The organism is Glycomyces mayteni, from assembly GCF_042428885.1.
Taxonomy (GTDB): domain Bacteria; phylum Actinomycetota; class Actinomycetes; order Mycobacteriales; family Micromonosporaceae; genus Glycomyces; species Glycomyces mayteni.
On the sequence record NZ_JBHMBP010000003.1, the window covers coordinates 264,858 to 279,967 of the forward strand.

The 15,110-nt window shown below is 72.7% G+C and carries 11 protein-coding genes; 6 read left to right on the plus strand and 5 right to left on the minus strand.

Annotated elements, in window-relative coordinates:
* From ACFFXY_RS13770 to ACFFXY_RS13780, 3 genes are all read left to right on the plus strand, one after another.
* Positions 1-2,379: an HAD-IC family P-type ATPase gene (locus ACFFXY_RS13770; protein WP_382351284.1), complete on the plus strand. Its 2,379-nt coding sequence runs from the start codon at positions 1-3 to the stop codon at positions 2,377-2,379.
* Between the two features lie 116 nt (positions 2,380-2,495).
* Positions 2,496-3,452: an ATP-binding cassette domain-containing protein gene (locus ACFFXY_RS13775; RefSeq protein ID WP_382351287.1), complete on the plus strand. Its 957-nt coding sequence runs from the start codon at positions 2,496-2,498 to the stop codon at positions 3,450-3,452.
* Between the two features lie 36 nt (positions 3,453-3,488).
* Positions 3,489-4,346, plus strand: a complete 858-nt coding sequence (locus ACFFXY_RS13780) for an ABC transporter permease (protein WP_382351290.1) — start codon at positions 3,489-3,491, stop codon at positions 4,344-4,346.
* Between the two features lie 59 nt (positions 4,347-4,405).
* Here ACFFXY_RS13780 and ACFFXY_RS13785 read toward each other — a convergent pair whose 3' ends face one another.
* Positions 4,406-7,525, minus strand: a complete 3,120-nt coding sequence (locus tag ACFFXY_RS13785; RefSeq protein WP_382351293.1) for an ATP-binding protein — start codon at positions 7,523-7,525, stop codon at positions 4,406-4,408.
* A 296-nt stretch (positions 7,526-7,821) separates the two neighbouring features.
* Between ACFFXY_RS13785 and ACFFXY_RS13790 the strand changes: the two genes are divergently transcribed.
* On the plus strand, positions 7,822-8,307 hold the full coding sequence (locus ACFFXY_RS13790; protein WP_382351295.1) for a hypothetical protein: 486 nt from the start codon (positions 7,822-7,824) through the stop codon (positions 8,305-8,307).
* 73 nt (positions 8,308-8,380) lie between these two features.
* Here ACFFXY_RS13790 and dapC read toward each other — a convergent pair whose 3' ends face one another.
* Positions 8,381-9,496, minus strand: a complete 1,116-nt coding sequence (gene dapC, locus ACFFXY_RS13795) for a succinyldiaminopimelate transaminase (protein WP_382351298.1) — start codon at positions 9,494-9,496, stop codon at positions 8,381-8,383.
* A gap of 4 nt (positions 9,497-9,500) precedes the next feature.
* Positions 9,501-9,821 carry a ferredoxin gene (fdxA, locus tag ACFFXY_RS13800; protein ID WP_382351301.1) on the minus strand — a complete coding sequence of 107 codons (321 nt, stop codon included), beginning with the start codon at positions 9,819-9,821 and terminating at the stop codon, positions 9,501-9,503.
* Between the two features lie 97 nt (positions 9,822-9,918).
* Between fdxA and ACFFXY_RS13805 the strand changes: the two genes are divergently transcribed.
* Positions 9,919-10,989, plus strand: a complete 1,071-nt coding sequence (locus ACFFXY_RS13805) for a GNAT family N-acetyltransferase (RefSeq protein ID WP_382351304.1) — start codon at positions 9,919-9,921, stop codon at positions 10,987-10,989.
* Positions 10,990-11,323: 334 nt separating this feature from the next.
* On the opposite strand, the gene ACFFXY_RS13810 is transcribed toward ACFFXY_RS13805, so the two are convergent.
* The gene (locus tag ACFFXY_RS13810) at positions 11,324-11,734 is read right to left on the minus strand and encodes a hypothetical protein (protein WP_382351307.1); all 411 of its coding nucleotides are present in this window, start codon (positions 11,732-11,734) and stop codon (positions 11,324-11,326) included.
* Between the two features lie 89 nt (positions 11,735-11,823).
* Here ACFFXY_RS13810 and ACFFXY_RS13815 point away from each other — a divergent pair, with 89 nt between their 5' ends.
* Entirely contained in the window at positions 11,824-13,578 is a 1,755-nt protein-coding gene (locus ACFFXY_RS13815) for a SulP family inorganic anion transporter (RefSeq protein WP_382351310.1), read from the plus strand.
* Here ACFFXY_RS13815 and ACFFXY_RS13820 read toward each other — a convergent pair.
* The gene (locus ACFFXY_RS13820; protein ID WP_382351313.1) at positions 13,516-15,066 is read right to left on the minus strand and encodes a heparinase II/III domain-containing protein; all 1,551 of its coding nucleotides are present in this window, start codon (positions 15,064-15,066) and stop codon (positions 13,516-13,518) included. The genes ACFFXY_RS13815 and ACFFXY_RS13820 overlap by 63 nt on opposite strands.
* Between the last annotated feature and the right edge of the window lie 44 nt (positions 15,067-15,110).

Consider the following 15,110-nt stretch of genomic DNA (forward strand, 5'->3'; position numbering starts at 1 on the left):
GTGACAACACCCATGCTGGCAGGCGACCGCGGCCTGACGGCCGCAGAGGTTGCCGAGCGCGTCGAGGCCGGAGCCGTCAACGAGGCCAAGCGGCACACGAGCCGCCCGTTCTCGGCCATCCTGCGCGCCAACCTGTTCACCCCGCTGAACGCCGTCATCGGCGTGCTGGCCGTGATCGCCGTGACGTTCGGCGGCTGGAAGCAGGGCCTGTTCGCGGGCGTCATCATCGCGAACATCCTCATCGGCACGATCCAGGAGCTGCGCGCCAAGCGCACCCTCGACAAGCTCTCGCTCATGAACCAGGCCAAGGCGAAGGTCCTGCGCGACGGCGAGGTCCAGGAGATCGACCCGAACCGGATCGTCAAGGACGACCTGGTGCTCGTCGAGCCGGGCGACCGCGTCGTCGTGGACGGGCCCGTCGTGGAGTCCCGGAACCTGGAGATCGACGAGTCGCTGCTCACCGGCGAGGCCGACCCGGTCGCGAAGGCCCCCGGGGACGCCGTCAGGTCCGGGTCCTTCGCCGTCGCGGGCACCGGCCTGTTCCGGGCCGAGCACATCGGCGCGGACTCCTACGCCGCCAAGCTCGTCGAGGAGGCCAGCAAGTTCACGCTGGCCCGCTCGGAGCTGCGCGAGGGCATCAACCGGTTCATCAAGCTCATCAACTGGCTCATCGTCCCGATCGCGATCCTCCTCATCGTCAGCCAGGCCGCCGACGCGCAGAACTGGCGCGACATCATCGTCTCCACCGTCGCCGGGATCGTCCCGATGATCCCCGAGGGCCTGGTGCTCCTCACCTCCGTGGCGTTCGCCGTCGGCGTGGTCCGCCTCGGCGCCCGCAAGTGCCTCGTGCAGGAGCTGCCCGCCATCGAGGGGCTCGCCCGCACCGACGTGCTGTGCCTGGACAAGACCGGGACGCTCACCGAGGGCGGCATGGACGTGGACGAGATCCGCCCCATCGAGGGCGGCGACCGGGCCGCGTCCCTGGAGGCCCTCGCGGCGCTCGCCGCGGCCGACGACAGCCCCAACCCGACCATGCAGGCCGTCGAGGCCCACCTCGCCGAGGAGTCGGTGGCGGACCCGCGGTGGCGGGTCATCGACGTCATGCCGTTCTCCTCCGCGCGCAAGTGGTCGGGCACGCGCTTCACCGACCACGGGACCTGGCTCCTCGGCGCGCCCGACGTGCTCCTGGACGCCGGCGACCCGGTGCTCCTCGAAGCCGACATGCTCGCCGCGCAGGGCCTGCGGGTCCTCTCGCTCGTCACCGCCGAGTCCGCGTCCACCAAGGGCGGCGTCACCGGCGTGAAGGCCCAGGCCCTCGTGGTCCTGCGCCAGCGCCTGCGCTCCACCGCCGCCGCGACGCTCGCCTACTTCAAGGAGCAGGGCGTCGCCGTCAAGATCATCTCCGGGGACTCCCCGGCGGCGGTCGGCGCGGTCGCGGCGCAGCTCGGCGTCGAGGGCGCCGCGGACACCGTGGACGCCCGGCGCCTCCCCGAGGACCCCGAGGAGCTCGCGGACCTGCTGGAGCGGGCCACGATCTTCGGGCGCGTGAAGCCGCACCAGAAGCAGGCGTTCGTCAAGGCCCTCCAGTCGCGCGGGCACACCGTGGCCATGACCGGCGACGGCGTCAACGACGTGCTCGCCCTCAAGGACGCGGACCTGGGGATCGCGATGGGCTCGGGTTCGGCCGCGGCCCGGTCGGTCGCGCAGGTCGTGCTGCTGGACGACGAGTTCGCGACGCTCCCGCACGTGGTGGCCGAGGGCCGCCGGGTGCTGGGGAACATCGGGCGGGTCTCGAACCTGTTCCTCACCAAGACCGTGTACGCGATCGCGCTGGCGCTGTTCATCGCCGTGGGCGCGTCGATCGCGTGGTTCGCGGGCAACGACCCGCTGCCGTACCCGTTCCTGCCGATCCACCAGTCGCTCATCAACGCGTTCACGATCGGCATCCCGGCGTTCTTCCTGGCGCTGGCGCCGACGTTCGACCGGGCCCGGCCCGGGTTCGTGAAGCGGGTCCTGAAGTTCGCGATCCCGGCGGGGATCTGCTGCGCGGTGCCGACGTTCGCGGTGTACCTGGCGTCGCTCGCGCACGACGGCTACGACTCGAAGCAGCCGCAGACGACGGCGGCGATCACGCTGTTCAGCCTCGCGCTGGTGGCGCTGGCGATCGTCGCGAAGCCGTACACGTGGTGGAAGGGCCTGCTGGTCGGGGTGTGCGCGGGCGCGTTCGTCCTGGTGCTGGCGGTGCCGCCGTTCGCGCGGTTCTACGAGCTGTCGCTGCCGGGCGTGTGGAACACCACTGCGGCGGCGATCGCGGTCGGCTGCGGCGTGGCGGCCCTGCTGTTCTGGCTGGTCGTGCGCCCGAAGCACCTCGCCGACTGACGCCGTCTCGACCCGTTCCCGGGCCCCGCTACATCCGGTGTAGCGGGGCCCGGCGGTTTCTGGCGGGCGTGTAGCGCCTCTGGAGTGAAGGCAGATATTCACTCAGGAGGCCGACCATGGCAAGCGAGACCGCGATCCGGGCCGAGGGGCTCGTCAAGCACTTCAAGGACATCAAGGCCGTCGACGGCGTGGACCTGGAGGTCCCGGCGGGGACCGTGTACGGGGTGCTCGGGCCGAACGGGGCGGGGAAGACGACGACGGTGCGGATGCTGGCCACCCTGCTGCGTCCGGACGCGGGGACGGCGACGGTGTTCGGGAACGACATCGTGTCGGACCCGTCGGCGGTGCGCACGCAGGTGAGCCTGACGGGGCAGTACGCGTCGCTGGACGAGGACCTGACGGGCGCGGAGAACCTGGTGCTGCTCTCGCGGCTGTACGGGTTCGGGAAGCCCGCGGCGCGGTCGCGCGCCGGGGACCTGCTGGACGCGTTCGGGCTCTCGTACGCGGCGGGCAAGCAGGTCAAGTCGTACTCGGGCGGGATGCGGCGGCGCCTGGACATCGCGGCGTCGATCATCATCACGCCGAAGCTGCTGTTCCTGGACGAGCCGACGACGGGCCTGGACCCGCGCAGCCGCAACCAGGTGTGGGAGGTCATCCGCACGATCGTCGGCGAGGGCACCACGGTGCTGCTGACGACGCAGTACCTGGAGGAGGCCGACCAGCTCGCGTCCCGCATCGCGGTCATCGACACGGGGAAGGTCATCGCCGAGGGCACCCCGGGGCAGTTGAAGTCCTCGGTGGGCGCGGGCTCGATCAAGCTGCGCCTGCACCACACCGACCAGCGCGAGCACGCCAGGACCGTCCTCGCCGAGGCCCTGGACGCGGAGGTGGAGCTGGACGACGACCCGGTGGCGCTCACCGCGCGGCTGCTGCCCGGGCAGGACAACGCCGTGCAGGGCGCGCACGCGCTGAGCGAGCTGGCGAAGGCCGGCATCCTCGTCGACGACTTCTCGCTCGGCCAGCCGAGCCTGGACGAGGTCTTCCTCGCCCTCACCGAGCGCGTCGGCGCCTAGACAGCCCACTTGAGAGAGACAGAGGACGAACCGATCATGGCTTTCACCGAGACGAAGACGAGCACCGATCAGGACGCGCCGGCGCCTGTTGAGAAGGAGCGGCTGCGCAAGCTCCTGAACCAGGGCGAGCGGCCGGCGCCGCCGAGCGCGTTCGCGTCGGCGCGGGCGTTCGCGTGGCGCTCGATGCTGAAGATCAAGCACGTGCCCGAGCAGCTGGGCGACATCCTGGTGTTCCCGATCATCATGCTGCTGATGTTCACGTACCTGTTCGGCGGCGCGATTGCGGGCGGCACCGGCGACTACCTGCAGTTCCTGCTGCCGGGGATCATGGTCATGAGCATCGTCATGACGACGATCTACACGGGCATGTCGGTGAACATCGACATCAACAAGGGCGTCTCGGACCGGTTCCGGACGCTGCCGATCTGGCGGGCCGCGCCGATGGTCGGGTACCTGCTGGCGGACATGTTCCGGTACGCCGCGGCGGGCGCGATCATGTTCGGCACGGGCATGATCATGGGCTACCGGCCCGAGGGCGGCGCGGCGGGCGTGCTGCTGGGCGTGGGGCTCCTGCTGGTGTTCTGCTTCGCGTTCTCGTGGGTGTGGACCTGGCTGGGCCTGATCACGCGGTCGGAGAAGACCGTCATGTCGATCTCGATGTCGATCATGTTCCCGCTGACGTTCCTGTCGAACATCATGGTCGACCCTTCCACGATGCCCGGCTGGCTCCAGCCGGTCGTGAAGAACACGCCGATCTCGCAGCTCGTGGACGGGGTGCGCGGCCTGTTCGACGGGACGTCCCCGTCGGGGGCGGTCCTGACGACGCTCATCTGGTCGGCCGGGTTCATCGCGGTGTTCGGCTTCCTGACGCTGCGGGCCTACAACCGCAAGTGAGCTTCATCGAAAACACCCGGCGGGGCCGGGAGGGCTGAAGCCCTCCCGGCCCCTTCGCGTCACAGGCTCCATTTCGGGGCGTCGGGTCCGGGCCGGTAGGCGCACGAGGAGCCGGTGGTGACGGCGGCGCGCAGGTGGCCGCCGAGCGCGGGGTGGCCGTCCTCGATCTTCTTGAGGGTGTTGCGGATGCGGTTGGTGACGGACTTGCGGGCCCGCTCGTGGTTGTCGCCGAGGCGCCGGGACCGGCCGCCGAGCCCGGTGGCGGCCTTGAGGTGCTCGATGAGGGCCTGGCGCTCGGCGTCGAGCGCGGCGGCGCGGGCGTCGTCGCCGATCGCGGCTGCGGTGTCGATCTGCTCGTCGAGCGTTTCGAGGTGCTCGCGGAAGCGGGTGCGGGACTCGGGGTCGAGGAGGGCGTCCCCGCCGAGGCGGGCGTCGGCGGCGACGGCCTCGGACGGGTCGAGCAGGTCCGCGGCGGCGATCTCCTCGCCGGGGCGCGAGAGGAGTTCGCGCAGGTCGGCGAGGCCCTTGGCGTGGGGCAGGTGGAGGACGGCCCCGGCGTAGGCGAGGGTCCAGGTGGCGCCGTCGCGGCGGAACACGTTCCCGGCGGCGGGCGCGAGAGGCGAGCGCAGCTCGCGTTCCCGGTCGCCCCCGCTTGCAACGGTGCCCGGCGGGTACGACAGTCCCCGGCCGCCGACGGGGCCGGTCGAGTCGAGGGCGGGGTCGGCGACGAGGGCGGTCCGGCCGCGGGCGGGACCGGTGCGGTCGGCGAGGCGGGCGGCGTGCTCGCGGGCGAGGTCGGCCCAGGGGCGGGCGCCGAGGAGGTCGGACTGCTTGGCGGCGGCGGCGAAGTGGGCGGCGGCGCGGTCGGGTTCACCGAGGAAGGCGGCGAGGGTGCCGAGCCAGTGGCTGACGGGGCCGCTGATGCTGGTGCCCCACATGGCGACGAGCCATTCGCCCGCGTAGGGCGCGAGTCGGTCGTGGACGTCCCGGGCGAGGTCGGGGTCGTCGTCGGCGACGGCGAGTTCGGCCTCGAAGCGGAGCATGAGGGACTCCCAGGACCCGAACAGGTCCTCGGCGGCGAGGAGTCGCTCGTGGACGGCGCGGGCCCGCGCCGTGTCCCCCGAGCGCAGGGCAGCGATGGCGGCCAGCAGGTCGCCGTGCCAGTGGCCGAAGGTGCCGTGCCGGACGCCGTGGACGTCGTCGGGCACCCCGCCGCGGGCGAGCTGGAGCTCCCAGCGCAGGTGGGCCAGCAGGTCCTGGTAGGCGCGGTCGTCGGAGACGAGCCCCGCGGCGCCGTCGATGTGGGCCTCGGCCTCCGCGAAGCGGCCCTGGACGATGTCGATGACCGCCTGGTCCACGTGGGACCCGCCGTGCCAGCGCTCGGACTCGCCGGCCTCGGCGAGGGAGCGGAACTCGGCGAGCTGGGCGAGGAACGCCGGGTCGCCCTGCTCCAGGAGCACGACCCACCGCAGGGAGGAGGCGAGGAGGCGCATCTCCTCGTCGCCGGTGCGGCGGGTGATCTCGGCGAGCTCCTCGACGATCTCCTGGCGGCGGGCGGCGGTGCCGGGGCCCCAGGTGGCGGCGTGGGTGGCCCACAGGCCGAAGGCGATCTCGTCGTCGTCGCCGCGTTCGCGGGCGGCGATCATGAAGCGGTACAGGAGCTGCCGGGTGAGGGCCTCGTGCTCCAGGGCGGGGTCGGCGGGCTCCCCGGCGAGGCCCTCGTAGGCGATGGCCTTGAGGCGCATGAGGTCGTCGATGCGCTCGTTCTGAGGGACGTCCATGGCGGCGCGGGTGAGGAGCATCGGGTCGCCGTGGTCCTCGGCCTCCTGGAGGGCGAGGGCGTAGAGGGCGCGGGCCTCGGGCTCGCGTTTGAGCCACTGGAGGGCCTCGCCGAGCTGGAGGCGCAGGACGACGCGCTGGCGGACCATCGCGGGGGTGCAGCGCTCGACGGCGCGGCGGAAGTACTTCTCGGCGCCGCCGAAGCTCATGCAGGAGCTGGACCTGGCGCCGGCGCGGGAGATGAGGTCGACGGCGGTCTCCGGGTCGAGGTCGTCCCCGGCGAGCCAGGCGTGGTGGGCGATCTCGGTGATGAGCATGTGCTTCTGGAGGGACTCGTCGGCGACGAGGGCGCGGACGACGCAGCCGTGGTGGTGGGCGGCCTCGTCGGTCTCCATCGTGTTGTAGAGGGTCTCGCGGACGAGGTCGTGGACGAACACGTACCGGTCGCGCTCGCGGCGGACGAGGCGGGTCTGGCAGGCGGTGTCGAGGGCGCACTCGATCTGCTGGAGGTCGATGCCGGAGGCCTGGGACATGATCCCGGCGTGGAACTCGCGGCCGCCGACGGAGGCGAGGACGAGCATCTTCAGGATCGGTTCGGGGAGCTGGTCGAGGCGGCGGCGCAGGGCGTCGCGCATCCCGGCGCTGGTGGCGTCGACGGGCTGGCCGGATGCCCACAGGAGGGCGGTCTGCTCGACGAAGAACGGGTTGCCGCCGGTGCGGCGGGTGATCTCGGCGACCGTGCCGGGGTCGGGGGCCGAGCCGACGGTGGCCTCCACGAGGGCGGCGACGCCGTCGTCGGCGAGGCCGTCGAGGCCGACCATGGCGGCCTTGGAGACGAGCTGGAGCATGCGGCCGCGGAGGCGGTGGCCGGGGTCGATCTCGGAGTCGCGGTAGGTGCCGACGAAGAGGATGCGCTCGAAGAAGGTGTGCTGGCAGGCGAACTTGAGCAGTTCGATGCTGGCGGTGTCGGAGAAGTGCAGGTCGTCGAGGACGATGAGGAGGGGCCGCACGCGGGAGGCGTTGATGAGCAGCTGGGTGACGGCGTCGTGGAGTTCGAACTCGACGGGCCGGGCGCCTTCGCCCTCGCCGAGGAACACGTCGACGGCGGGGGCGGGGCGCAGGGACCGCCAGACGTCGTCGCCGAGGCGCCCGCGCAGGGAGCGCAGGACCTGGAGCCACAGCCAGTTGTCGGGGACGGCCTCGGACTCCCAGGAGGTCGCGAAGGCCACGAGGAGGTCGTCGCGGCGGCCCGCGGCGGCCTCGGTGACCAGGGCGGTCTTCCCGATGCCGGCCTCGCCGACGACGAGGACGAGGCCGCCGTGGCTGGCCGCGGTGCGGTCGGCGGCCGCGCGCAGGGCGGAGGCGGGGTGGTCGCGTCCGATGAGCAGCGAGTCAGTCACCCGACCAGTGTGGCCGAAGGGTCCGACGCCCGCCAATCGCTTCTGTTTTCACTGTCGGGTTTCGGACGAAGCGATTTCGCGGCGATCCCCCTGCTCAGGGCGGTCCGGTCGGGCAGGATGTCGGTATTTGCCCGGTGGATTCTCTCGAACCTGTGCGCGGTTTCCGGCGAGTACCTAAAGTCCTACGGAAAGTTAGGCATCCCGGTGCCGACGGGGCGGTCGGGCCGTTCTCACCGACGGTCAAGGCAGGACCGCACCTGAGCCGGGGGCGCCGACGATCCACAGGAGCAATCCTCATGGCACAGTCCACGTCCAACGGAGCACGTAAGAACACCTGGCGAGCGGTCCTCATCGGGGCCGCCGTACCGTTCGCCGTCCTCGCCGCCGCACCGGCGGTCGGGGCCGCCGAGACCGCAGAACCCGTCCAGACCGTCGCCAGCGAGCAGCTTCCGCCGCTCCCGGTCGACCCGCCGCCGCTGCCGGGCGGGCTGCCCGACCCGACGGCGCTCACCGACCTCGCGACCTGCCTCACGGACCTCCAGGCGGCGCTCGACGCCGGCGCGGAGATCCCCGCGGAGAGCCAGGACGAGTACGAGCAGCTCCCGCCGCTGCCGGTGCCCGCGCCGGACCTGCCGGTGCCCGGCGGCGACTCGCCGCTCCCGGACATCGGGGCGCTCGCCCAGACCTGCCAGGACATCCTCGCCACCGTGACCGGCGCCGTGCCGGACCCGGGCCTGCCCGTCGACCCGCCGGTCGACGTGCCCGCGGTCCCGAAGGACTAACGGACGCAACGTGGAAGGGGCCCGCAGCATCCTGCTGCGGGCCCCTTTCCCGCGTCTTGTCCGCGGCGCCGTCTCACTTGAGGCGCTGCGCGGCGTCCGCGACGGCCTCGTCGGTCGCGGTCAGGGACAGCCGCACATGGCGGTTCCCCTTGGCGCCGTAGAACTCCCCCGCGGCGGCGAGGATGCCGCGGTCGGCGAGCCAGGCGACGGTGTCCCAGCAGTCCTCGTCGCGGGTGGCCCACAGGTACAGGCCCGCGCCCGAGTGGTCGATGCGCAGCCCGGCGGACTCGACGGCGGCGCGCAGGACCTCGCGGCGGCGCCCGTACCGCTCGCGCTGGGCGATCGCGTGCTCCTCGTCGTGGAGGGCGGCGATCGTGGCGCGCTGGACGGCCCACGGGACCATGAAGCCCGCGTGGCGGCGGATCTCCAGGAGGTCGGCGACGAGCGCGGGGTCCCCGGCGAGGAACGCGGAGCGGTACCCGGCGAGGTTCGAGCGCTTCGAGAGCGAGTGCGCGGCGAGCAGGCCGGTGAGGTCGCCGTCGTTGACGCGCGGGTCGAGGACCGACACCGGCGGGCGGTCGTCGTCCCAGCCGAGCGTCAGGTAGCACTCGTCGGAGGCGAGGACGATCCCGGAGTCGCGGGCCCAGCGGACCAGGCCGCGCAGGTGCTCGACGGACGCGGTCTCGCCGGTGGGGTTCGTCGGGTAGTTGATCCACGCCAGGCGCAGGCGCGAGGACGCGGCGTCGCGCGGGTCGGCCACGGGGACCGGCTCGGCCTTCGCGAGGATCGCGCCGATCTCGTACGTCGGGTAGGCGATCTCGGGGTAGGCGACGGTCTCGCCGGGCCCGATCCCCAGCTGGAACGGCAGGTTCGCGACCAGTTCCTTGGAGCCGACGGTCGGCAGGACCGCGACGTCCTCGGCGACGCCGGTGTGGCGGTGCAGCCAGGAGCGCATCGCCGCGCCGAGCTCGGGTGGCCCCGCGACCGTGGGGTACCCGGGCATCGCGGCGGCCTCGTGCAGCGCCGCCTGGATCGAGTCGGGCACCGGGTCGACGGGCGCGCCGACGGTGAGGTCGACGAGGCCGTCGGGGTGCGCGGCCGCGCGCTCCTTGTACGGGGCCATGCGGTCCCACGGGAAGCGCGGCAGCCGCCGCGCGGGCGAGGCGCCGTGGAGGCGGCGCAGCGCCACGGGGCTACTCCGCCTTCGCGGGCAGCTCGGCCACGAACGGGACGTCGCTGTCGATCTTGCCGACCTTGGAGGCCCCGCCGGGGCTGCCGAGGTCGTCGAAGAAGTCCACGTCGGCCTTGGTGTAGGCGGCCCACTCCTCGGGGACGTCGTCCTCGTAGAAGATCGCCTCGACCGGGCACACCGGCTCACACGCACCGCAGTCGACGCACTCGTCGGGGTGGATGTAGAGCTTGCGGTTGCCTTCGTAGATGCAGTCGACGGGGCATTCTTCAATGCAGGCCCTGTCGAGCAGGTCCACGCACGGCTCGGCGATTACGTAAGTCACGAGTCGTCCTTCCTACAGCGCGCAGTCGGGCGGACTGCGCTGAGATGAGCCTAAAGCTTATTTCCTCTACGAGACCCGAAGGCTTGGGGTGCGCCAGATGCTGGGACCGGAACACGTCGGCCGCCGCGTGGCGGTTCGGATCAGACTGCGCGACGCCCGGCCCGGCCGGCGGTTCACGGACGTCACGGGGGAGCTTATCGAGTTCGGCCCGGACCACTGGCTCGTGCGGCCCGCCGCAGGGGCAGCCGTCACCATCGACGCGGCCGCCGTCGTCGCGGCCCGCCCGATCCCCCCGAAGCCGACCCCGTTCTCCGAGATCATCGGGCTGGAGCGCCTCCTCGCCCAGACCTGGCCCGCGACCGAGACCGCCCCGCTCGGCGGGTGGCTCCTGCGGGCCGCCGCCGGGTTCACCAACCGTGCGAACTCGGTCCTGGCGCTCACCGCCCCCGAGGGCGGCACCGACGCGGCGGCCGCGGCGGTCGTCGCCTGGTACGAGGCGCGCGGCCTGGTCCCGAAGATCTCCATGGCCGGGCCCGTCACGCGCCGCCTCGAAGACGAGCTGGCCGAGCGCGGCTGGACCCCGGAGCTGGACACCGTCGTGATGGTCAAGGCCCTCAAGGACAACCGCTACGACGGCGAGGCGGTCCTCACCCGCGCCCCGAGCGCGGCGTTCCTCGCGCAGACCGACCGCGGCGCCCCCGAGACCGCCCCGCTGGTCCTCGGCTCCGGGCCCGACCGCGCCTACGCCGAGATCCGGCGCGGCGGCGTGCTCGCCGCCCGCGGGCGCGGGGCCCTCGCCGGGGACATCCTCGCCGTCACCAGCGTCGGCACCGACCCCGGGCACCGCCGCCAGGGCCTGGGCGCCGAGATCGTGGCCGCGCTCGAAGCATGGGGCGCGGAGACGACGGCGGCGCGCGCCGTCCTCCAAGTGGAGGCCGACAACGCGCCGGCGATCGCGATGTACGAGCGGCTCGGGTACGCCGAGCGCTACCGGTACCGCTACCGGGTCAGGCGTCAGGCCTTAGCGGCCGCGGTCCTCTTCGAGGGGCTGGCCTTGCGCTCGAACGCGATCCGCGTGGCCTTCAGCTCGCGGCCGTACACGTCCACGCCCAGGGCCATGACGATGAGGAACCCCACCCAGCCCGACAGGGCCAGCAGCGCGAAATAGATCGGGATCTGCGAGAACACGCCCTGGAGGTCCGGGTAGTCCACGCGCGCGATCAGCGGGTTGACGAGCACCGCGAACAGGGTCGCGACCAGGAAGATCACGAGCAACTCGCCGGTGATCTCCTGGCGGCGGCGGCGCACGCCCCACCAGATCCCGGCCGCGATCGCCACGGCGGCCATCGCGCCGAAGGTGTACAGGCCCACGAGGTCGCCGACCGCGGTGCCCTCGCCCCACACGTTCGAGGCGATCCGGCCCGCGAGGTTCGCGGCGATCAGGCCCAGCGCGAAGCCGTAGATCGACGGCCAGTGCGGCATCAGGAGGCGGCTGAGGAGGGTCACGGTCGGGACTCCTTCGGGGCAGAGGGGGCTTTGCTCGGTCTGGGACGAAAATACCGCCACAGCGCGACGGCGATCCCGGCGGTACCGGCCAGGAGCAGCGCGTAGCCGTTGAAGCCGCTGGTGATGACGAGCGACCCCGCCTCCGTCGGCATCGAGGCGGCCAGGACCACCGCGAACCACGCCAGCGACGTCAGCAGCGCGCCCCACCTGGTCCCCGTCCACCACACCGCCAGCGCGGCAAGCGACCAGTTCCCGGCGAACGCGAGCGCCCCGGCGAGGGGGATCGCGACGCCGTCCCAGTAGGTCGGGACCAGGAACGATTCGATCAGGGCGGCGAGGGCCGCCGCGGCCGTCACCACGACCGCGCCGCCGACCCGGACCGCCGTCTCCAGACCTCTCTCACGCACGGTGGCGATCCTACGGCAGCAAGCTAAGTGGGCGCCGCCCCGGCGCGTTGGAGGCGCCCTCCCGTACCACCGGACGGGACAATACGCTCATGACCACGATACGAGAGACAACTGCCACGAAACGCCGACGATTCCGACAGCTGTTTCCCGAACGGTCCGACTTCCAGCACGTCCGCCGCCACTGGCACACCGACCTCCTCGCCGGGGTCACCGTCGCGGTCGTGGCCCTGCCGCTCGCACTGGGATTCGGGATCGCCTCGGGTCTGGGGGCCTTCGCGGGCCTCATCACCTCCATCATCGCCGGGGTGCTCGCCGCGCTCCTGGGCGGCTCGAACCTCCAGGTCACCGGCCCGACCGGGACGATGGCCGTCGTCCTCGTGCCGCTCGCGGCGACCCATTCGCACACCGGCGTCATGCTCGTGGGCATCATGGCCGGGCTCATGCTCGTGGCGCTCGCGCTCACGGGCGCCGGCCGGTACGCGCGGTACGTGCCCGTGCCGGTCGTGGAGGGCTTCACCGCGGGCGTCGCGATCGTCATCGCCGTCCAGCAGTTGCCGTCCGCGCTCGGGCTGCCACCGCAGAACGAGCACATGCTCACGGGCGCTTGGGAATCGCTCCAGGCGTTCGCGGCGAGCCCGGACTGGGCGCCGGTCGGGGTCGCCGCGGGCGTGGTCGTCGCGATCCTCCTCGGCTCGCGCCTGCACTCGCAGATCCCCACGCCGCTGCTCGCGGTCATCGCCGCCAGCGCCGCCGCGTGGTTCGCGGACCTGGACGTGGCGGTCATCGGGTCGCTGCCGCGCACGATCCCGGCCCCGGACGCCGGGTTCCTCGCGTTCGCGGCGGAGGCCCCGCAGCTCGTGGCCGCGGCGGTCGCGATCTGCGCCCTGTGCGCGCTCGAATCGCTCCTGTCGGCCACGGTGGCCGACAACATGACCGTGGGCCGCCACCACAACCCCGACCGGGAGCTCCTCGGGCAGGGCGTGGCGAACCTGGTGACCCCGTTCTTCGGCGGCATGCCGTCCTCGGGGGCACTCGCGCGGACCGCGGTGAACGTCAGGTCCGGCGCGGCCGGGCGGCTCGCGTCGCTCACGCACGCGCTCGTGCTGGCGGTGATGATGCTGGCGCTGGCGCCGCTGGTCGCGCACATCCCCCTGGCGGCGCTCGCGGGCGTGCTCATCGCGACGTCGATCCGGATGATCGAGGTCGGGTCGATGCTCGCGCTGGCGCGGTCGACGCGCGCGGACGCGGCGGTCATGTGGCTCACCCTCGGCGCGACGGTGGTGTTCAACCTGGTGTGGGCGGTCGCGGTGGGCATCGCCCTGGCGGGGCTGCTGGCGCTGGGCCGGATCTCCCGGTCCGTGTCGGTGGAGGAGGAACCGATCGACCACGACGACCACCACGACGAGGAGGCGGCGCTGCTGCACGAGCACATCGTGGCCTACCGCCTGGAGGGGCCGCTGTTCTTCGCGGCCGCGCACCGGTTCCTGCTCCAGCTCCTGGACGTGGCGGACGTGCGGGTGATCGTGCTCCGCATGAGCCGGGTGTCCACGATGGACGCGTCGGGGGCGACGGTCCTGGCCGACGCGATCAAGCGCCTGGAGCACCGCGGCATCGCCGTGTACCTCTCAGGCCTCGAACCAGTCCACGCCAAACCCCTTGAGGCCCTTGGAATCCTGGAGCCGCTGTGGCAGCAGGGGCGACTGTTCGAGCACACCAAGGAGGCGATAGCGGCCGCCCGCCAGCGCCTCAAGGCCGACGGCCTCCTGGAGCAGCTCGAAGCCCTAGAGCAGTTCGAAGCGGAGCCGCGAGGGTTCGGCGGGGAGGCCGAAGCGGAGCGCCCATAGGCGGTCGGCGGTCCCGCGGTGGTCGGCGGTGTCGACCGAGTCGACCACCGCGTCGTCGGGGTTGACGCCGTGGAGGACGAGGGTGCCGCGCTCGCCGGTCCACACGGCGCGGTCCCCTTCGAGCTCGGGCCTGATGCGGCTGACGAAGACCTCGGTCAGCTCGGGCCCGAAGTCGCGCAGGGCGATCCCCTCGTCGGTCCAGGCGAACTTGCGGATGAGCGCGCCGTCGCCGTACGCGTCGACGTACACCTCCAGGCCCTCGGGCCCGTCCACGAGCTCGGCCCGCGAGTCCTCGCCGGGCTGCTGCGCGGCGCCCTCGACGGTGGGCACGGAGTGCCATGCCGCGGACGGGTGGACCTGCTCGTACCGCTCGTCGCCGAAGTACGCGGCGGTGTACTCGCCCGCCCCGGCGTCGCACAGGAGCTGCTCGCCGTCCACGGCGATGATGAACGAGCCGAGGTCGAGGTGGTTGTGGGGCTCCTCGTTGTACCCGCCCTTGACGGCCAGCGCCCACAGGCGCCGCCCGATCTGGCGGCGCTCCACGAACCAGCCGACCTCGGGCAGGAGGGTCCTCGCGGGGCCGACCTCCTCGGGGAGCGGGCGGCCCCATTCGAGGGTGCGGGTGAGCGGGGCCCACCGCGCGCACTCGTCCTCGGCGAAGGTCTGCGGCCGGTCGGCGGCGGGCGGGACCGCGCCGAGCCGGTCGTGGAGGCGGGTGAGCAGGCCCGCGGGCAGGACCGGGTCGGCGTCGGTGTCCCCGAACGTCGCGAACGACCCGGGGTAGAGCTGGGCGCGGGCCGGGAACGCGGCGATGGCCTCGTTCCCTTCGAGGAGGTCCTCCCCGGTGGCCTCGCGCCAGGCCTCGGCGAAGTACGTGAAGTACCCGAAGCCGTAGATCCAGTAGTAGACGCCCTCGACGCAGCCGCCGTCGGGCCCGAAGGAGAACAGGTAGCTCTGGAGCGCGGGCAGCACCCGGCCGCGGATGACGTCGGTGTCGTACCCGAGCGCGAGCGCGGCGAGACCGGCGGCCCCGGCGCACACGGCGGTCCAGTTGGAGATGCGCAGCTCCCACCACAGCGGGAACTCCGACTCGAAGAACGGGTCGAGCACGCGCTCGCGGATCTCGGCCTCGACCTGCTCGGCGCCCTCGACGTCCTCGCGCAGGCGCAGGATCTCGGCGAGCGTCTGCGCGGTCTCGCACGCGAACAGGTCGACGCACGTGCGCGGGTCGAAGTCCTCGCCCCAGTGCGCGGGCAGGGCCCAGGACCGCTCCTGGCAGACGTCCTTGACGAGCGAGGAGAGCGCGGCGGCCTCCCCGGTGATGGCGAGCGCGGCGAGGTGGCGGCGGCGCGCGAAGTACTGGACCTCGTAGGGGAGGCGGCGGCCGGTGGCGGCGAAGTCGTCGGCGAGCGCCGGATCGAAGTCCGGCACGGGCCTCGCGGCGATCTCGCGCAGTTCTTCGAGAAGCGCCGTACGAAGGTCACTCATCGACCAACGCCTTTCCGGGTGCGGGGTGGAGATCGGGCGGGGGA